At 73.4% G+C, this 18951-nt stretch carries 14 protein-coding genes and 1 pseudogene; 3 read left to right on the forward strand and 12 right to left on the reverse strand.

All coding sequences use genetic code 11. From position 1 onward, the window contains the following. Positions 1-10: 10 nt before the first annotated feature. From ACIBMZ_RS06905 to ACIBMZ_RS06950, 10 genes and pseudogenes are all read right to left on the reverse strand, one after another. The gene (locus tag ACIBMZ_RS06905) at positions 11-1078 is read right to left on the reverse strand and encodes a hemolysin family protein (RefSeq protein ID WP_396691630.1); all 1068 of its coding nucleotides are present in this window, start codon (positions 1076-1078) and stop codon (positions 11-13) included. Then, positions 1075-2424 carry a hemolysin family protein gene (locus tag ACIBMZ_RS06910; RefSeq protein ID WP_396691631.1) on the reverse strand — a complete coding sequence of 450 codons (1350 nt, stop codon included), beginning with the start codon at positions 2422-2424 and terminating at the stop codon, positions 1075-1077. Before ACIBMZ_RS06910 ends, ACIBMZ_RS06905 begins: the two co-directional genes overlap by 4 nt. 212 nt (positions 2425-2636) lie before the next feature. After that, complete coding sequence (locus ACIBMZ_RS06915) at positions 2637-4190, reverse strand: M28 family metallopeptidase (protein WP_396691632.1); 1554 nt, start codon at positions 4188-4190, stop codon at positions 2637-2639. Positions 4191-4354: 164 nt separating this feature from the next. Then, positions 4355-4684 (reverse strand): monovalent cation/H(+) antiporter subunit G, encoded by a 330-nt coding sequence (mnhG, locus tag ACIBMZ_RS06920; protein WP_396691895.1) that lies wholly within the window; start codon positions 4682-4684, stop codon positions 4355-4357. Positions 4685-4800: 116 nt separating this feature from the next. Then, the gene (locus ACIBMZ_RS06925; protein WP_131053511.1) at positions 4801-5064 is read right to left on the reverse strand and encodes a monovalent cation/H+ antiporter complex subunit F; all 264 of its coding nucleotides are present in this window, start codon (positions 5062-5064) and stop codon (positions 4801-4803) included. Then, positions 5061-5669 carry a Na+/H+ antiporter subunit E gene (locus tag ACIBMZ_RS06930; RefSeq protein ID WP_396691633.1) on the reverse strand — a complete coding sequence of 203 codons (609 nt, stop codon included), beginning with the start codon at positions 5667-5669 and terminating at the stop codon, positions 5061-5063. Before ACIBMZ_RS06930 ends, ACIBMZ_RS06925 begins: the two co-directional genes overlap by 4 nt. Continuing rightward, on the reverse strand, positions 5666-7168 hold the full coding sequence (locus ACIBMZ_RS06935; protein WP_396691634.1) for a Na+/H+ antiporter subunit D: 1503 nt from the start codon (positions 7166-7168) through the stop codon (positions 5666-5668). The genes ACIBMZ_RS06930 and ACIBMZ_RS06935 overlap by 4 nt, the downstream gene beginning before the upstream one ends. Before the next feature lie 31 nt (positions 7169-7199). Beyond that, positions 7200-7670 carry a Na(+)/H(+) antiporter subunit C gene (locus ACIBMZ_RS06940; RefSeq protein ID WP_396691635.1) on the reverse strand — a complete coding sequence of 157 codons (471 nt, stop codon included), beginning with the start codon at positions 7668-7670 and terminating at the stop codon, positions 7200-7202. Beyond that, on the reverse strand, positions 7667-10504 hold the full coding sequence (locus tag ACIBMZ_RS06945; RefSeq protein ID WP_396691636.1) for a Na+/H+ antiporter subunit A: 2838 nt from the start codon (positions 10502-10504) through the stop codon (positions 7667-7669). The genes ACIBMZ_RS06940 and ACIBMZ_RS06945 overlap by 4 nt, the downstream gene beginning before the upstream one ends. A 183-nt stretch (positions 10505-10687) precedes the next feature. Continuing rightward, positions 10688-11045: pseudogene (locus ACIBMZ_RS06950) on the reverse strand (hypothetical protein); the annotation flags it as partial. 179 nt (positions 11046-11224) lie between these two features. Between ACIBMZ_RS06950 and ACIBMZ_RS06955 the strand changes: the two are divergent. After that, positions 11225-15808, forward strand: a complete 4584-nt coding sequence (locus ACIBMZ_RS06955) for an ATP-dependent helicase (protein ID WP_396691637.1) — start codon at positions 11225-11227, stop codon at positions 15806-15808. Positions 15809-15870: 62 nt separating this feature from the next. Here the strand turns inward: ACIBMZ_RS06955 and ACIBMZ_RS06960 are convergent, their stop codons facing one another. Then, positions 15871-16431, reverse strand: a complete 561-nt coding sequence (locus tag ACIBMZ_RS06960) for a hypothetical protein (RefSeq protein WP_396691638.1) — start codon at positions 16429-16431, stop codon at positions 15871-15873. 114 nt (positions 16432-16545) lie between these two features. Between ACIBMZ_RS06960 and ACIBMZ_RS06965 the strand changes: the two genes are divergently transcribed. Then, positions 16546-17379, forward strand: coding sequence for an S-adenosyl-l-methionine hydroxide adenosyltransferase family protein (locus ACIBMZ_RS06965; protein ID WP_396691896.1), 834 nt, complete (start codon positions 16546-16548; stop codon positions 17377-17379). Positions 17380-17403: 24 nt separating this feature from the next. Then, the gene (locus ACIBMZ_RS06970) at positions 17404-17646 is read left to right on the forward strand and encodes a CPCC family cysteine-rich protein (protein WP_396691639.1); all 243 of its coding nucleotides are present in this window, start codon (positions 17404-17406) and stop codon (positions 17644-17646) included. A gap of 55 nt (positions 17647-17701) precedes the next feature. Here ACIBMZ_RS06970 and ACIBMZ_RS06975 read toward each other — a convergent pair whose 3' ends face one another. After that, positions 17702-18919, reverse strand: a complete 1218-nt coding sequence (locus ACIBMZ_RS06975) for a hypothetical protein (protein ID WP_396691640.1) — start codon at positions 18917-18919, stop codon at positions 17702-17704. Positions 18920-18951 lie beyond the last annotated feature (32 nt).

Below are 18951 nucleotides of genomic sequence, written 5' to 3' on the forward strand. Positions count from 1 at the left end.
CGTGTCGCTCCTACCTCAGGCGGCGTACCGCACGTGGGATCGGATCGGTTTCGTCGTCGAACTCCCCGATGACCTCCTCCAACAGGTCCTCCAGGGCGACGAAGCCGACCGGCCGGGCCGGGCCGCCGCCGTTGCGCACCAACGCGAGCTGCGAACGGCGGGCCCGCATCACGGCCACCGCCTCGGTCACGGTGGCCGTGCCGGGCAGGGTGATCGCCTCGTTCATCAGGTCCACCGCCCGGGCGTCCGGCCGGACGGCGGTGGCCCGCACCGCCTCGCGTACGTGCACCAGGCCGCAGACGTCACCGGCGGCGTCCAGCACCGCCATCCGGGACCGGCCGCTGTCCCGGCTCACCTGCTCGATCCGGTCCACCGGGTCCTCCCGGCGCACCGTCACCATCCGATCGAAGGGCTCCATGACCTGGGCCACGGTGGTCGCCTGCAACTGGAGCATGCTGGTCAACAGCTCGTGCTGCGCGGCGCCGAGCAGTCCGTGCTCGTGCGACTGCTCCAGCAGCATCCGCAACTCGTCCGGGCCGTGCACCTGGGCCAACTGGTCCTGCGGGTTGACCTTGAACAGCCGTAGCAGCGCGTTGGCGACCGCGTTGAGCACCGACAACACCGGCCGGGCGACCCGAGCGAAGGCCCGGAACGGCAGGGCCAGCAGCAACGCGGACCGCTCCGGGTGGGTGATCGCCCAGGACTTCGGGGCCATCTCGCCGACCACCAGGTGCAGGAAGGTGACCAGGCTGAGCGCGAAGATCAGCGCGATCACGTGGCTGGCGCCGTAGGGCAGGCCGACGGCGTGCAGCAGCGGCCCGACCAGCCGTTCGATCGCCGGCTCGGCCAACGCACCGAGGCCCAGCGTGCACAGGGTGATGCCGAGTTGCGCGCCGGCCAGCATGAGCGACAGTTCGCGTACGCCGTCGAGGGCGGCCTTCGCCGCCCGACCGCCACCGGCCGCCGCCTGTTCCAGGCGGTAGCGCTTGCTCGCCACCAGGGCGAACTCGGCGGCGACGAAGAACCCGTTGAGCGCCAGCAGGACCACCGAGGTGACCAGCGCGAATCCGGTGCTCACGCGCCCACCTCCGCAGGCCCGTCGGAGAGTTGGAGCCGGACCGAGTCGGCCACGTGCCGGTCCACCGCGAGCACCTCGACCAGGGCACGCGGCCCCGGCCCGTGCTCACCGTCGGCCGGCAGGCTGATCTCCAGCCGGTCACCGACCTCGGGTACCCGGCCCAGCTCCCGCATCACCAGGCCGGAGAGGGTGTCGTACTCGGGGCCCTCGGGCAGGGCGATGCCGGTGCTGTCGGCGACCTCGTCGATGCGCCAGCGTGCCGGCACCACCCACGAACCGTCCTCCTGCCGGGCCGGGGCCCGCTCCGGCGGATCGTCCTCGTCGCGGATCGGGCCGACCAGTTCCTCGGCGATGTCCTCCAGCGTGATGACACCCGCGAAGCCGCCGTACTCGTCGACCACGCAGGCGAGCTGCCGGTGCCCGGACCGGAGCCGGTCCAGCACGATCGGCAGCGGCAACGTCTCGGGTACGAGCAGCGGCGGACCGGCGACCGTACTGACCGGGGTGGTGGCGCGTTGCGCCGGGGGCACCCCGAGTACGTCGGCGATGCCGATCACGCCGACCAGGTCGTCGACGCCCTCGGTGCCGCGTACCGGGAAACGGGACCGGCCGGTGTCGAGCAGCTCGACCACCCGGCTGATCGGCTCGTGGGCCAGGACGGTGTGCACGTCGACCCGGGGCACCATCGCCTCACCGGCGGTCAGTTGCCGGAAGTCGAGCCCCCGGTCCAGCAGCTCGGACATCTCGGCGTCGAGGTGACCGCCCTGCCGGGACTCGGCGATGATCTGCTCCAGGTCCTCCGGCGTGGCGCCGCTGGGCAGCTCCTCGATCGGCTCGATGCCGACCCGGCGCAGCAGGCGTACCGCGGCCCGGTCGAACAGCTTGATGACCGGTCCGGCGACGGCCAGGTAGACCAGGGTGGAGCGGGCCAGGGCCCGAGCCACCGGCTCGGGCCGGGCGATGGCCAGGTTCTTGGGGGCCAGCTCGCCGACCACCATCTGCACCACGGTCGCGATGACCAGGGCCAGCGCCACCGACAGCGGCAGACTGACCGCGGTGGAGACGCCGGAGACGCCGAGCAGCTCGGCCAGGCCGGCACCGAGGTAGGGCTCGGCGAGATAGCCGACCAGCAGGGTGGTGACGGTGATGCCGAGCTGCGCGCCGGAGAGCATGAACGACAGCCGGCCGGTGACCTCCAGGGCGCGCGCGGACGCCTGGTCACCCTCCTCGGCGCTCTGCTTGAGCTTGCCCCGGTCGACGGCGACGTAGCCGAACTCCTGCGCGACGAAGTAGCCCGTCGCGATGGTCAGAACGATGATCAGTACGAGACCGACGGTGATCAACACGGGAGGCTCAGGGCTCCCGGGGTCGCCGGGTCGTGTGGATGCCGGGGCTTACCCGGCTGGCTACTGCTGCCCTCCTGGGCAGAAGAGTCGATCATCCCGTCATTCTACCGGCGGGGACGCCCGGCTCGCGGCCTGTGGAGGCACTGAGGTAAGGAAGGGTCCCCTGCTATACCGGAGGCGTTAGCAGGGGACCCTTCCTTACCTCTCGGCGGTCAGCTCTGCACGATTCGGACGTCGTCGACGGCGGCCTCGACCAGGCTGGCGGTGCTTGCGTCGGCGGCGTCGATCACGATCCGGACGGTCTGTCCGCGCAGGGCCGAGACGTCCGCGCCGCCGGTCTGCCAGGACGCCGCCCGGTTGGTGGCCGCACCGGTCGCGCTGAGCGCGGTGACCGTGCTGCTGCCGACCACGCGCACCCGCAGGTAGTCGGCGCTGCTGGAGTTGTTCAGGTGGGCCAGGTACCAGGAGAACGACAGCGTCAGCGTGCCGGTGGACGGCAGCGTGATCGTCGGGGACTGGACGGTGCTGACGCCGCCGTCGAGGTCGTGGTCCCCGGCGCTGCTGCCGGCGAGCGGGCCGGTGACCAGGTCGTAGCTGCCGCTGACCGTGGTGCCGAGTTGGGTGGCGACACCGGAGCTACTGGTGGCGGCGGGGTCGGCGCGCTCCCACCGGCCGGCGGTGGCGGTGTCCGTACCGGCCGGGTTGACGGTCCAGCCGGTGGCGGTCTCGAAGGTGTCGCTGTAGACCGTGGTGCCGGGCGGTGGGGTCGCCACCTGGGCCAGCGTCCAGACGGTGTACGCGATGGCGTCGGCGTTGCGGTCCAGCGCGGTGTCGTTGATGTTGGTGAGCGTGTCGCAGGCCCGGTGGTAGCAGGGGTCGAACGCCTGCCCGGCGGTGCCGCCCCAGAGTGACGCCTGGGCGCTGGACTTGGTGCCCTCGGCGCCGGTGAAGGTGCCGCCGGCCGGGATGCCCACGCTGATGAACGGGCCGTAGTCGCTGCGCCCGTCGAAGTCGGTGCCCCGGGTCGGTACGCCGATCGAGGTGAAGTACGCCTGGATGGTCTGCTCGATCTGGGCCGAGCCGGCCGGGCCGGGCCCGGCGCCCACCCCGTCGGAGTTGTCCCCGTCGTAGACGAAGTAGCCCGCGTTGGGCGAGCCGACCATGTCGAAGTTCAGGTACTGCCTGATCCGGCTCCGCTCGGCGGTGGGCAGGTTGTTGACGTAGTACTGCGAGCCACGCAGCCCCAGTTCCTCCGCGCCCCACCAGGCGAACCGCAGGTGTCGGTCGGGGGTGAACCCGGTCCGGGCCACGGCGAGCGCCACCTCCAGGATCGCGGCCGAGCCGGAGCCGTTGTCGTTGATGCCGGGCCCCGTGGTGGTGCTGTCCAGGTGCGCTCCGGTCATCACGACCGCGTTCGGGTCGCCCCCGGGCCAGTCGGCGATCAGGTTGTAGCCGGTGGCACCGTTGTAGGTGAACGACTGGACGGCGGTGGTGTAGCCGACCGCGTCGAGCTGGGCCCGGACGTAGTTGACCGAGGCGAGGTAGCCGGGTCGGCCGTGTGCCCGGTTGCCGCCGTTGGCGGTCGCGATCGACTGGAACTGGGTGAGGTGACCCTTGACGTTCGTCAGGGAGATGTCGGGCGCGGCCACGGCGGCGGTGATCGGCGCGGCGCCGGCCACGGGCGCGCCCGCGACGGCCGACGCGGCGAGCGTCGCGGTGGCGACGACCGCGGCGAGCCCGGCGGTACGGAGGGTGCGGGGTCTCATGGATCCTCCCGGTTCGGGGGCGAACACCGGCCGACCGTGGGTGCACGGGTGGCCGACGGACGGCCACTTGATCGATGTCCGTCATTGCGAGAGGTTGCTGCGCGCCGCCCCGACGGGCAAGACGCAAGGTGCCGGATTGATCGCTCCGCCCGAATTCCGGCGTGTCACCGGTCGGCGAGATCGTCGGCCTCCAACAGTTGCCGGTCCAGCCGCCCGCTGCGGTACGCCGCCCGGCCGATCATCTGTGCGGCGACCGGCGCGGTGGCCAACTGGAAGATCCCGACCAACGCGATCATCCCGAGGTCGGAGACGGTCCGCAGCCGCAGGCCCACCCCCAGCAACAGGAGCAGGACGCCGAGCACCTGCGGCTTGGTGGCCGCGTGCATCCGGGTCGGCGCGTCCGGGAAGCGCACCACCCCGATCGCGGCGGCCAGGCTCAGCAGTGCACCGGCGATCAGGCTGGTCGCGCCCAGCCAGTCGGCGACGACACCCAGCGTGGCCCCGTCCAGCCAGTCGGCGGCGGCCCCCGGCGACACCCCGTCGAGCCAGGTCACGATCGACAACCCGGTCGGCCGGCTCACGGCCGACCCGCCGGCCGGCCACGCGGCCGTCACGGCTTCTCCCGGACGGCGAAGCGGACCATCGACACCGAGCCGACGAAGCCGAGCAGGCCGAGCGCCACCAGCACCGGCAACGTGGTGGCGTGCCGGTTGATCGCCGCCTCCGCACCGACCGCGCCGATCATGGTGGCCAGCAGCATGTCGGCGGCGATCACCCGGTCCAGCAGCGACGGCCCACGATAGAGCCGGGCGAGGGCGAGCAGCGCGGTCACCGACAGCAGACCGGCCAGTACGACGATGAGGACGGTGTTCACGGGTACTCCTTGTCGGCCGGGTCGGCGCGCAGGCGGCGGACCTCGGCCGTCGACCCCACCGCCTCGATGATCCGCTGTTCCACGGCGCGTACCTGCTCGCGTGCGTCGGTGAGGTCGCTGCGTCGGCGTACGTCCAGCACGTGCACGTAGAGCGTCGCGCTCTCCCGCTCCACGTCCACGATCAACGTGCCCGGCACCAGCGAGAGCGCCTCGGCGGTGAGAGCCAGGTTGAGGTCGGTGCGCACCCGTAGCCGGACCGCCACGATGGCCGAGCGGGGCACGTACCCGGGCTGCACCGCGATCCGGGCGACGTGCACGCTCGCCCGGACCAGTTCGACGACGAACCGGACCCCGAACACCAGCAGTCCCCGGGGCCGCAGCCGCCCGGCGAAGGTCACCGGCGGGAGCGGGAAGAACACCAGCACCGCCGCGCCGACCAGGATCCCGCCCAGCAGGTTGCCCCAGGTGAACTCGCCCCAGAGCAGGTTCCAGACCAGCACCAGCCAGCCGACCGCGATGGCCTGGTCCCGCCATCGGCCCGCCCGGCCGCGTACGTCCCGGCCCGGCCCGTCGGCCGACCCGCCGTCGACGTCGGTCCGGGTCACGGTGGACCGTCCGGCAGTACGGCGTGGATGTACGGGGTCCGCTCGCGCAGGTCGACGGCGGCGCCGGTGGTCACGTCGAACAGCGGACCCGCCACCACGGTCAGCGACACCCCGAGGACCACCAGGGCGATGGTGGCCCCGATGGTCAGCGCGGGCAGCGGTGCGGTCGACTCGACGGTCTGGCAGGGCGTACGCCAGAAGGCCAGGTTCCACACCCGACTGGCCACGTACAGGGTGAGCAGGCTGGTCAGCGTCCCCACCGCCACCAGCGTCCAGGGCAGCGCGCCACCGACGGCCACCCCCGCCTGGAGCAGCCCGAGCTTGCCGAGGAACCCGGAGAACGGCGGGATGCCGGCGAGGTTCATCGCCGAGACGAAGAAGAGCACGGCGAGCAGGGGCGTCAGCCGGGCCAGCCCGCCGAGCCGACGCAGGTCGGTGCTGCCGGTGCGTTGTTCGATCAGACCGGCGACCAGGAACAGGGTGGTCTGGATGGTGATGTGGTGCACCACGTAGAAGATGGCCCCGACCAGCCCGGCGACGGTGCTGAGCCCCACCCCGAAGATCATGTAGCCGATGTGGCTGACCAGCGTGAACGAGAACAGCCGTTTCAGGTCCGACTGGGCCACCGCGCCGAGGATGCCGACCAGCATGGTCAGCCCGGCCACCACCATCAGCACCCGGTCGGCCTGCTCGCCGGGGAACAGCAGGGTCTGGGTGCGGATGATCGCGTACACGCCGACCTTGGTGAGCAGTCCGGCGAAGACGGCGGTGACCGGGGCCGGGGCGGTCGGGTAGCTGTCCGGCAGCCAGGCCGACAACGGGAAGACCGCCGCCTTGATGCCGAAGGCCAGCAGCAGCATGAGTTGCAGGCTCAGCCGTACGCCCTCGGGCAGCCCGTCGAAGCGGGCGGCGAGGTGGGCCAGGTTGAGCGTGCCGGTGGCCGCGTACACCAGGCCCACCGAGATCAGGAAGATCATCGAGGCCAGCACGTTGACCACCACGTACGTCGAGCCGGTGCGGATGCGCAGCCGGGTGCCGTTCAGCGTGATCAGGACGAAGCTGGCGGCGAGCAGCATCTCGAAGCCGACGAAGAGGTTGAACAGGTCACCGGCGAGGAAGGCGTTCGTCACGCCGGCGGTCAGCACCAGGTAGGTGGGGTGGAAGATGGCCAGCGGCGCGGACTCCCCGGTCTCCGCCTGGCCCTGGCCGATCGAGTAGAGCAGCACGCACAGGGTCACCGCCGAGGAGACCACCAGCATCAGGGCGGCCAACTGGTCGGCGACCAGCACGATGCCCACCGGAGCCGGCCAGGCGCCGATCTGCACCACCAGCGGCCCGTGCCGGTAGGCGTGCACCAGCAGCAGCACCGCCACCACCAGCGTGGCGGCCAGGCAGAACACGCTGACGATGCGCTGCGGCACCGGCCACTTCACCAGCAGCAGGGTCAGTGCCGCGCCCAGCAACGGCAGCAGCACCGGCAACGGCACCAGGGCGGTCATCGGTGCTCCCGGCGCGGTGGCGCGTACCGGCTCATCCCGGACCTCCCTCGCGGCGGCGCTGCCACGGCGCGGGCGCGTCGACCTGCTCGGGGTCGGTCTCCGGCGGCTCCCCGCCGAGGTCTGCGGTGGAGACCTCCCGGCGCGCCGCCCGGCGCACGATCTGCTGGTCCTCCAGGTCGTCGGGCACCTCGTCGTCGCCGGTCAGATACCAGCTCCGGTAGCTGATGGCGAGCAGGAAGGCGGTGAACCCGAACGTGATGACGATGGCGGTAAGCACCATGGCCTGGGGCAGGGCGTCGCTCATCCGATCCGGCTCGGTGACCCCGACGACCGGGGCCCGCCCGGACCGGCCGCCGAAGATGATCAGCAGGTTGACGCCGTTGCCGATCAGGATGATGCCGAGCAGGATCCGGCTCAGGCTGCGTTCCAGCAGCAGGGTCACCCCGCAGCCGACCAGCACCCCGATCGCCACGAACGAGACCAGGTTCGCCCCGGCGCTCATCGGGTGCCGCCCCGACGCTCGACGGCCAGCCCGCCCTCGGGTCCACCGGCCGCCTCGATGTGCCGGTCCACCTCGGCGCCGAGACTGCGCAGCACGTCCAACGCCAACCCGATCACCACCAGATAGACGCCGACGTCGAAGAAGAGCGAGGTGATCAGGTAGAAGTCGCCGATCACCGGCAACCAGAGGTCGATCCGCGCACTCTGCAGCACGGCGCCACCGGCCAGCAGGGAGGTCACCGCGCCGCAGACCGCCAGGCCCAGCCCGGCGCCGAGCACGGTGCCCGCGGAGACCGGAGCGGCCTCGGCCAACTCGTACCGGCCGCCCGCGAGGTAGCGCATGGTCAGCGCCAGGCTGGCCACCAGGCCACCGGCGAAGCCGCCGCCGGGCGCGTTGTGACCGGAGAACAGCAGGTAGAACGAGAAGAGCACGGCGGTGTGGAAGATCAGCCGGGTGACCACCTCCAGCACGATCGAGCGGTTGCGTTCGATCAGCGTGGCGCCGCCGCGCAGCCACACCGGTCGCCCGGCCAGGCTCTCCCCCCGGTCGGCGTCCAGTCGCCGGGGACGGGGACCGGTGCGGGACTGCTGGAAGACCAGGCTCGCCACCCCGGTCGCCGCGGCCACCAGCACCGCCAACTCGCCCAACGTGTCCCAGGCCCGGATGTCGACGAGCGTCACGTTGACCACGTTGCGGCCGTACCCCTGCTCGACGGCGAGCCGGGGGAAGTCCTCGGAGATGGTGCGGGTGTGCCGGGCCGCCGTGGCGGTCAGCGCGAGCCCGGCCACGGTGAGGCCGACCAGGAGCCCGATGGAGCGGCGGATCCAGCGACTGCGGCGCAGCGGGCGGACCGAGAACCGCTCCGGCAGGCGACGCAGCACCAGCACGAAGACCGCGATGGTCACGGTCTCCACCAGGAACTGGGTGAGCGCCAGGTCGGGCGCGCCGTGCAGCACGAAGAACATCGCGGTGCCGTAGCCGGTCACTCCGACCAGCAGCATCGCGGTGAGCCGACGGCGGGCCCCGACGGCGAGCAGCGCCGCCATCGCGATCACCAGCAGCACCACCGGTTGCGCGGGTGAGCCCCACAGCTTCAGGGACTGTTCCCACGGCCGGACGACCAGCAGCACCCCGCCCGGCACGGCGGACAGCACGATCAGGATCAGACCGAGGTACTGCGGCAGCGAACCCCGCTGGGTGACGCTGGTGACGTCCACGGCGGTGCGGTCGAAGCGGTGGATGAGCCACTCGTAGCCCTGCTGACCGGTGGTCGGGGAGCGCAGCCGGGCCAGCACCGGGGCCAGTGGACCGCGCAGCACGAACAGCGCCGCGCCACCGGTGAGGGTCAGCGCGGAGAGGCCGAGCGCGAGGTTGACACCGGGCCAGAGCGTCAGGTGCGCGTGCACCGGTCCGAGGAGGCGCGCGTACGGGCGGATCAGGTGGTCGAGCGCGCCGGCCGCCGGCCCGGCGACGAGCCCCGCCCCGGCGAGCACGGCCGGGGGCCACAGCATCGCCGCCGGGATCCGGGCCCAGTCGGTCGGGGCCGGCCCGGGACGGGTGCCGAACGCGCCCCAGAGGAACCGGATGCTGTAGGCGACCGTGAGCACGGTGCCGACCACCAGTACGGCCAGCGCCACCGGCCGATCGGTGAAGGCGGCGAAGACCGCCTCCTTGGCGACGAAACCGAACAGTGGCGGCACCCCGGCCATGGAGGCGGCCGCCAGCCCGGCCACCACCGCCAGGAACGGGGCTCGCCGCCCCAGACCGGACAGCTTGCGCAGGTCGCGGGTGTGCGCGCCGTGATCGATGATGCCGACGACGAGGAACAGCGCCGCCTTGAACAGGGCGTGTGCCGCCAGCATCGCCACGCCGGCCAGCGCGGCGTCCGGGGTGCCCACCCCGACCGCCACCGCCACCAGGCCGAGTTGGCTGAGCGTGCCGTACGCCAGCAGCAGTTTCAGGTCGTTCTGCCGCAGCGCGGACCAGCCGCCCAGCACCATGGTGGCCAGCCCGGCGACCAGCACCACCGGCCGCCACGGGCCCACCTGCGCCAGCAGCGGGGCGAGCAGACCGAGCAGGTAGACGCCGGCCTTCACCATCGCCGCCGCGTGCAGGTACGCGCTGACCGGCGTCGGCGCCGCCATCGCCACCGGCAGCCACGAGGTGAACGGCAGCAGGGCCGACTTGGACAGCGCCCCGAGCAGGATCAGCACCACCGCCACGATCAGGTACGCCCCGCCGGGCAGCGGGTGTTGCGACAGTTCCGACAGGCGGTAGGTGCCGGCGTGGTGGCCGAGCATGATGAACCCGACCAGCATGGCCAGGCCGCCGAAGGTGGTCACGGTCAACGCCTGGGCGGCGGCCCAGCGGGCGGAACGCCGCTCGGCGCTGTGCCCGATGAGCAGGTAGGAGAAGACCGTGGTGAGTTCCCAGCAGACGTAGAGCAGCAGCAGGTCGTCGGCGAAGACCAGGCCGAGCATGGCTCCGGCGAAGCCGACCATCACCCCGGCGAACTGGGCCGTGCCGACGGCCGGCGGCGGGAAGTACCGCGCGCTGTAGACCAGCACCAGGGCGCCGACGCCGCCGATCAGCAGCGTCATCACCCAGGACAGGGTGGTCGTCCGGAAGGCCAGGTCGAGCCCGAGCTTCGGGATCCACGGGTACGTCTCGACCACCGCGCCGCCGTCAACCACGTCGGGGGTCCGGTACACCGCCCAGCCGAGCGCGGCGGCCGGCGCCAGCGCCAGCGGGTAGCAGGCGCGCGCACCCCACCGACGGACCAGCAGCGGTGCCGCCAGCGCCGCCACGAGGTGCAGGATCAGCAGTACGAGCACGCGCGCTCCCGGTCGAGGTGGCAGCGGCGCCCGTTCCGCGTGCGCGGCGCCTACCTGCGATCAGACGACATCTCCGGGAGGCAATACACCGTTTTGCCGAAAAAAGCCCATATTCACCTTCGTTGGCGCGAAGTGGTGCGCCGGGCTCGGCGGAGCCGACGAGGGGCTGGGCCGGCACCGCAGGCGGGGCGGGTCACCCGCCTTATCCGGCGCGGGTCTCCACCATCAGGTCCGGACGGCCGAGTTGCCGCGCCGCCTTGTTGACCAGCCGCTGCGCGGCGGCGAGGGAGCGGACGGAGAGTAACCGGCCTCGGCTCTCCCGGCGGAGCACGAAATAGTGCACGGCGACTCGCACCCGCGCCCGGTCGGCGGCACTGGCCTGGGCCGTCGAGGCGATCAACTCCCGCAGGCAGCCGGCGAGGCGCTCGGCCAACTCCAGATCGGGGCCGTGCAGGCCGGTACGGAGAGTGGCGACATGACTGTCGACCTTGCGCACCAGGACGTCGGTGCCGGACCCTGGACTCCGCTCCTCGACGTCCATCCGACCTCCTCACCGCGCGCCACACCGCGAGTGAAGTTACTTTATGTTGCAGGATGCAAGCAAGCAGTTAAGTAAGACTTAACGGATTCTACGGGCATGACGCCTGCAACGCCTTAAACAGACATACCTCTCCGTCGCCGTCTGGGGAGGATGTCGGTCCCCGGGGGCAGTATGGGGTCGTGGCGGATTCCAGCGGCGGGTCGACCGGGGTGCTCTCCCGCTTCGGTCCGGCGACCCGGGAGTGGTTCGGGGCGGCCTTCGCCGCGCCCACGGCGGCGCAGTCCGGTGCCTGGACGGCGGTCGCGGCCGGGCGGCACGCCCTGGTGGTGGCGCCGACCGGTTCCGGCAAGACCCTCGCCGCCTTCCTCTGGTCGCTGGACCGGCTGGCCCGCGAGTCGGCCCCGGACGACCCCCGACACCGGTGCCGGGTGCTCTACGTCAGCCCGCTCAAGGCGCTCGCGGTCGACGTCGAACGGAACCTGCGCGCGCCCCTGGCCGGCATCCGGCAGGCCGCCACCCGGCTGGCGCTCCCTCCGCCGGAGATCACCGTCGGCATGCGGACCGGCGACACCCCGGCCGACGAGCGGCGGGCCTTCGCCCGGACCCCACCGGACATCCTGATCACCACTCCGGAGTCGCTGTTCCTGCTGCTCACCTCCGCCGCGCGGGACGCACTGCGGGGCGTCGAGACGGTGATCGTCGACGAGGTGCACGCGGTCGCCGGCACCAAACGCGGCGCCCACCTGGCGCTCTCCCTGGAGCGTCTCGACGAGCTGCTGCCCGCTCCGGCGCAGCGGATCGGGCTCTCCGCCACCGTCCGGCCGGTCGACGAGTGCGCCCGGTTCCTCGGCGGCGCCCGCCCGGTCGACGTGGTGGCCCCGGCCGGCGCCAAGACGATCGAGGTCAGCGTCCAGGTCCCGGTCGAGGACATGACCCGCCTCGACGAGCAGGAGCAGCCGGCGGACGACCTCGCCGGCCCCCGGTCGGCGTCGATCTGGCCCGCCGTCGAGGAACGCGTCTACTCGTTGATCCGGGCCCATCGCTCGACCATCGTCTTCACCAACTCCCGGCGCAGCGCCGAGCGGCTCTGCGCCCGCCTCAACGAACTCGCCGTCGAGGAGGGCGCCGAGGAGACCTCCGACGGAGCGACACCGCCGACCGGGCGGCCGGTCCGGACACCGGCGGAGATGATGGCCCAGGCCGGGGCGGTGGCGGGAGTCCCACCGGTGATCGCCCGCGCGCACCACGGCAGCGTCTCCCGGGAGGAGCGCCGGCACATCGAGGAGTCGCTCAAGGCCGGTCAGCTCCCGGCCGTGGTCGCCACCTCCAGCCTCGAACTCGGCATTGACATGGGCGCGGTCGACCTGGTGGTCCAGATCGAGGCGCCGCCCAGCGTGGCCGCCGGCCTGCAACGCGTCGGCCGGGCCGGGCACCAGGTCGGCGCGGTGTCCCGTGGCGTGGTGCTGCCCAAGCACCGGGGCGACCTGCTCTCCTGCGCCGTGGTCGCCGAGCGGATGGGCGACGCGGCGATCGAGGAGCTGCACCATCCGCGCAACCCGCTCGACGTGCTCGCCCAACAGATCGTCGCGATGGTGGCGCTGGACGAGTGGCCGGTGGCCGACCTGGCGACGGTGGTGCGCCGGGCCGCGCCCTTCGCCGAACTGCCCGACTCCGCGCTGCACGCCGTCCTCGACATGCTCTCCGGCCGCTATCCGTCGACCGCCTTCGCCGAGCTGCGTCCCCGTCTGGTCTGGGACCGCGCCACCGACCTGCTGACCGGTCGGCCGGGCGCCCAACGGCTCGCGGTGACCAGCGGCGGCACCATCCCCGACCGGGGCCTGTTCGGCGTCTTCCTGGCCGGCGCCGAACGCGCCGCCCGGGTCGGCGAGCTGGACGAGGAGATGGTCTACGAGTCCCGGGTGGGCGACGTCTTCCTGCTGGGCTCCTCGTCCTGGCGGATCGAGGAGATCACGCCGGACCGGGTGCTGGTCTCCCCCGCGCCCGGGCAGGCGGCCAAGATGCCGTTCTGGAAGGGCGACCAGCCGGGCCGCCCGGTCGAACTCGGCCGGGCCATCGGCGCCCGGGTACGCGGCCTGCTGCGCCAGGGCGACGACGAGGCGACCGCCGCGCTGCGCGCCACCGGCCTGGACGACTGGGCCGCCGGCAACCTGATGGCCTACCTGCGCGAGCAGCAGGCCGCCACCCGCGCGCTGCCCGACGACCGGACGGTGGTGGTCGAGCGGTTCCGCGACGAGCTGGGCGACTGGCGACTGGCCGTGCACAGCGTGCTCGGCGCGCGGGTGAACGCGCCCTGGGCACTGGCCGTCGGCCGACGACTGGCCGAGCGGTACGGCGTGGACGCCCAGGTGCTGCCCGCCGACGACGGCATCGTGGTGCGCCTGCCGGACACCGCCGACACGCCGCCCGGCGCCGACGTGGTGGCCTTCGACCCCGAGGAGATCGTCCAGCTCGTGGAGGAGTCGGTCGGCACCTCGGCGCTGTTCGCGGCCCGGTTCCGGGAGTGCGCCGCGCGGTCGTTGCTGTTGCCCCGCCGCGACCCCCGTCGCCGCCAGCCGCTCTGGCAGCAGCGGCAACGCGCCGCCCAACTCCTCGACGTCGCCCGCGAGTACGCCGACTTCCCGGTCACCCTGGAGGCCGCCCGGGAGTGCCTCCAGGACGTCTTCGACCTGCCCGCGCTGGCCCAGGTGATGCGGGACCTGGCCGGTCGCCGGGTCCGGCTGGTCGAGGTGGAGACGCCGCGCCCGTCGCCGTTCGCCCGCTCACTGCTCTTCGGGTACGTCGGCGCCTTCCTCTACGAGGGCGACTCGCCGCTGGCGGAGCGCCGGGCGGCGGCGCTGGCGCTGGACTCGGCCCTGCTCGGCGAGTTGCTCGGTCGGGTCGACCTGCGTGAGTTGCTCGACGCGGAGGTGCTCGCCGAGACCGAGCGGCAGTTGCGCTGGCTCACCCCGCAGCGTCGTCCCCGCGACGCCGAGGACGTGGTCGAGCTGCTACGCCAGGTCGGCGACCTGAGCGACGACGAGTTGGCGGCACGCGGCGTGCCGGTGGACTGGTTGACCGAGCTGGCCGCCGCCCGGCGGGTGCTGCGGGTCCGGATCGCCGGGCAGGACCGCTGGGTCGGGGTGGAGGACGCCGGTCGGCTGCGGGACGCGTTGGGCGTGGCGCTGCCGGTGGGTGTCGCCGAGGCGTACCTCGAACCGGTCACCGATCCGCTCGGCGACCTGGTGGCCCGCTACGCCCGTACGCACGCGCCGTTCGCGGCGAGCACCTGCGCGGCGCGGTTCGGGCTGGGCGTGTTCGTGGTGGAGCAGGCGTTGCGTCGGCTGGGGGCCACCGGCCGGGTGGTCTCCGGCGAGTTCACCCCGGAGTCGGTCGGCACCCAGTGGTGCGACGCGGAGGTGCTGCGCATGGTGCGCCGCCGGTCCCTCGCCGCGCTGCGCCGCGAGATCGAGCCGGTGCCGCCCCGGGCGCTGGCCACCTTCCTGCCCCGCTGGCAGCAGGTCGGCTCGTCGGCGCGCGGAGTCGAGGCGGTGGCCGCGGCCGTGGAGCAGTTGCAGGGCGTGTCGGTGCCCGCCTCGGCCCTGGAACGGCTGGTGTTGCCGGCCCGGGTGGCCGACTACTCCCCCGCCCAACTCGACGAGTTGTGCGCCAGCGGCGAGGTGCTGTGGGCCGGGGCGGGCGCGATCTCCAGCGGTGACGGTTGGGTCGGCCTGGCGTACGCGGACACCGCCGCGCTGCTACTGCCGCCGACGGATGACACGTCGGCGCGTACGCCCCTGCACGACGCGGTGCTGGGCGCGCTCGGCGACGGCCAGGCGATGTTCTTCCGTCCGCTGGCCGATCGGGTCGGGTCCACCGACGACGCCGAGCTGACGGCGGTGATCTGGGACCTGGTGTGGTCGGGTCGTCTCACCAACGACACGCTGGCACCGCTGCGGGCGCTGCTCGGCGGCGGTGGCGCGCACCGGTCCCGGCCGACCGCCGCGCGGGGCCGCTACCGGCGTCCGGGCCGGGTGGCCCTGCCGACCCGGGGTGGCCCGCCGACGGTGGCGGGGCGCTGGTCCCGGCTGCCGGAGCGGGACACCGATCCGACCCGCCGGGCCGCCGCCCTGGCCGACGTGCTGCTGGAGCGACACGGCGTCGTCACCCGGGGCGCGGTCGTCGCCGAGCAGGTGCCGGGTGGGTTCGCGGCGGTGTATCCGGTGCTGGCGGCGATGGAGGAGCGCGGCGCGGCCCGGCGGGGGTACTTCGTGGACGGGCTGGGCGCGGCGCAGTTCGCGGTGCCCGGCGCGGTGGACCGGATCCGGGCCCTGGCCGAGCCGCTCGACGGCGGGCGGGCGGCCCGGGGCGCCCCGGCGGTGGTGCTGGCCGCCACCGACCCGGCCAACCCGTACGGGGCGGCGCTGCCCTGGCCGGAGCGGGTGGTCGACTCCGGTGATGCCACCACCCCGGCACCCACCGGCCATCGGGCCGGACGCAAGGCCGGAGCCCTGGTCGTGATGGTCGCCGGTGACCTGGTGCTCTACGTCGAGCGCGGCGGCCGGACGATCCTCAGTTTCACCGACGACGCCGACGCGTTGACCGCCGCCGGCAAGGCGCTGGCCGACGCGGTCCACTCCGGTGCGCTCGGCCCGATGTCGGTGGAACGCGCCGACGGTGCGGCCGTCCGCTCGTCACCGCTGCGGGCCGCCCTCACCGCCGCCGGTTTCCGCACCACCCCGCGCGGTCTGCGGCTGCGCGCCTGACGCCGGAGCGCCCGGTCCCGGCGTGCACGATCGCCGCCACGTCCGCGCGATCGGTGCTCGGATCAGTCGAGGTCGGTGAGCGCCTTCTCGTAGCCGGGGCGGTCGGCGCGGGGCGTCCTGGCCTCCAGGTAGTTGAGCACGACGGTGCCGGAGCGGAACGAGGCACCGGCCCACACCTCGGCCATGTCGCTGGCGCTGACCTCGTCGGGGAAGACGTAGACGGCCACCCCGTCGGTCACCACGATCTCCGAGCAGCCCAGCCCGAGTCCGTCCGGCCCGCAGTCCACGGAACGGTCCTTGGACTTGCCCGCCTTGAGGCCGGCGGCCCGGAACGCGGCGACGACCTCGCGTGCGCTGGGCTCGCCGGTCTTGCGGGGCGGCAGCTTCACCGGGGGCGGGCTGGGTGGGCGGCGTTCGGTGCTGCCGGTCACGGTCGGCTCGGCGGCGGGCGGCGCGCTCGACGGGGTCTGCGACGGGGCCGGTGCGGTGGCCGGTGCGCTGGCCGGGGGCGGTGCGCTCGTCGGGTCGCCGGCGGACGACTGTTCCTTCTCGCCACCACCGCAGGCGGTGAGGGCGGCGGTGACCGCGACGAGGACGAGGGCTGGCAAGATCCGGTGGCTCACTCCGAGCAGTCTGCCGGGCGGGCGGCGCGCTGTGCAGTGGCCGGTCGGTCAGGCGGCCTGTCACCTATCCGGCACCCGCGGCGGACCGTACGATGCGGTGCCGTGACCAGCAGCGTGGATCGGGTCGTCTCGTTCACCACCGACTACGGCCTGACCGACGGATTCGTGGCGGCCTGCCACGGGGTGATCGCACGGCTCGCCCCGGCGGTGCGGGTGATCGACGTGACGCATCTGGTGCCGCCGGGCGACGTCCGGCGCGGCGCGACGGTGCTCGCCCAGACGGTGCCGTACCTGCCGGACGGCGGGGTGCACCTGGCGGTGGTCGACCCGGGTGTGGGCACGGCCCGACGGGGTATCGCGCTGGCCACTCCCGGGGGCCTGCTGGTGGGGCCGGACAACGGACTCTTGTGCGACGCGGCAGACGCGTTGGGCGGGGTGCGCGCGGCGGTGGAGCTGACCGATCCGGCGTGGTGGGCCGCCCGGGTCTCCGCCACGTTCCACGGCCGGGACGTGTTCGCGCCGGTCGCGGCCCGGCTGGCCACGGGAGCGCCGATGGCGCAGGCCGGTCCGGCGGTCGATCCGGCGACGCTGGTACGCCTGCCGACCCCGGTGGTCGAGTCCACACCGGACGGCTTCGTCGCCGAGGTGCTGACCGTGGACCACTTCGGCAACGTGCAGGTGGCCGCCGCAGCCGAGCTGCTCGCCCCGCTGCCGGCCCGGTTGCGGGTACGGCCGCCGGACACCGACTCGCTGTGGGCTGCCGTGCACGGGCGGACGTTCGGTGACGCGCCGGTCAGCGGCCTGGTGGTGCACGCCGACTCGGCGGGTCTGGTGGCGCTGTCGGTGAACGGTGGACGCGCTGTGGACCTGCTCGGGGTGGCACCGGGTAGGCTGCTGCGGGTGTGGGCGGAACGCGCCGACGAGGTGCCCCGCGCCACACACCCGTAACGTCTACTGTGGAAAGCTGTTCCGGTGAACGATCGCTGGGTTCCCGCCGCCTGCCCCTGCTGCGCGTACCGGACCGGCGGCGGCACCTGTCCGGTCTGTTTCTGGACCGACGACGGTCAGGGCGACGCCGACGCGGACGTGGTCCGTGGTGGCCCGAACGGGGATCTGAGCCTGTCGCACGCCCGGCTGAACTTCGCCGTGTACGGCGCCTGCCACCCCCGCTACCAGGACGCGGTCCGGGCACCTCGCCCGGACGAGGTGCCCTGAGCCCAGGCCGGGCCGGCGTGGGAGGACACCGGCCCGGCTCCGCGCGCGGTGGTGTTCAGCAGCGCGGCACCGTGGGGCCCCAGACCGCCGAGACGTACGCGTGGCTGACGAACTGCCCGCTGGCGAGACGGTTCCATCGGTTGGTGGTGCGGTACGGCCCGGTCACCGTCTGCCCGGTCACGTAGCACTCGACCGGCACGTGGGAGTAGCGGGCGGCCAGGCCCCGGCTGGCGTAGCCGGTGCCGGCTCCGGCACGGATGTTCAGCGGCCCGTCGCCGATCACGGCCCGGCTGCCGGTGCCGGTCCACAGGTAGGCCACGTCGACCCAGGTGTTGGTGGTCAGTTGCAGCCCGTCCCAGAACGTCCCGTCGGCGAGGTCGATCCCGGCCGGGTTCAGCACCGTACGGCCGAACTGGTCCCGCCCGCCGTTGTAGCCGTTCTGGTAGGCGGCCTGCGCCTGCGGACGGCCCTGCGGCAGATCCTTCCAGTTCTCCCGGACGGCGCTGGGGTTCCAGTAGTCGTCCCGGGTGTTCCACGGTCCGACGTCCCATACCGGCGCGTACGTGCAGCGGGTGCCGCTGGTGGTGCAGACCCGGACGGTGTAGTCACCGCTGTTGCGCGGGGAGAGGCTCCGCCGCGACGGGAGCGCCACGAAATGGTCACGGGGCGCGACGGTGTGCCCGTTGGCGGTCACCTCGCCGACCAGGCCGATCCGGGTGGTGAAGACCCGGTAGACGCGGCCGGGCGTGGCGGCGGCGACGGCCACCCCGCCGGTGTCGGCGGTGAACCGGACGGCGCGGACCTCGGCGGTGGCACCGGCCGGGCCTCCGGTGAGCACCACCCGGGTCTGCACCCGCCCGATCGGCCGGTCGAAGACCACCGCCGGGACGGCGTCGCGCCATTCCGTCCAGCCGCCGCCGTGCCAGCCGCGCACCTGGACGCTCGCGGTGGCACCGGCCCGGGCGGTGGCCGTCACCTCGGCCCGCACCCGGGTGGCCGGGCTGGTCAACGTACGCGGCGCGGCCACCAGCATCCCCTCGGCGACAGCGCTGCGGCGGGCCGGTACGCCGGGCGGACGGGCGTCGGCCAGCCGCAGCCCGGACCGGGTGTGCCGGACGTTGACGTCGTCGGCGTCGACGGTAGACAGGCTGGCGTTCCAGGTGTCGGCGCGAGCGGCCGAGGCGGGCGTAGGCGGCGCCAGGGTGACGGCCAGGACGGCGGTCAGGACGGCGGCCGACGCGGTCGTCGACCGTGATAGACGAATGCGATTCATTCGTTTTCCTCCTCAGATCTCCCCGATAATGC

This window comes from Micromonospora sp. NPDC049900 (genome assembly GCF_044461025.1).
In the GTDB taxonomy this organism is placed as follows: Bacteria; Actinomycetota; Actinomycetes; order Mycobacteriales; family Micromonosporaceae; genus Micromonospora.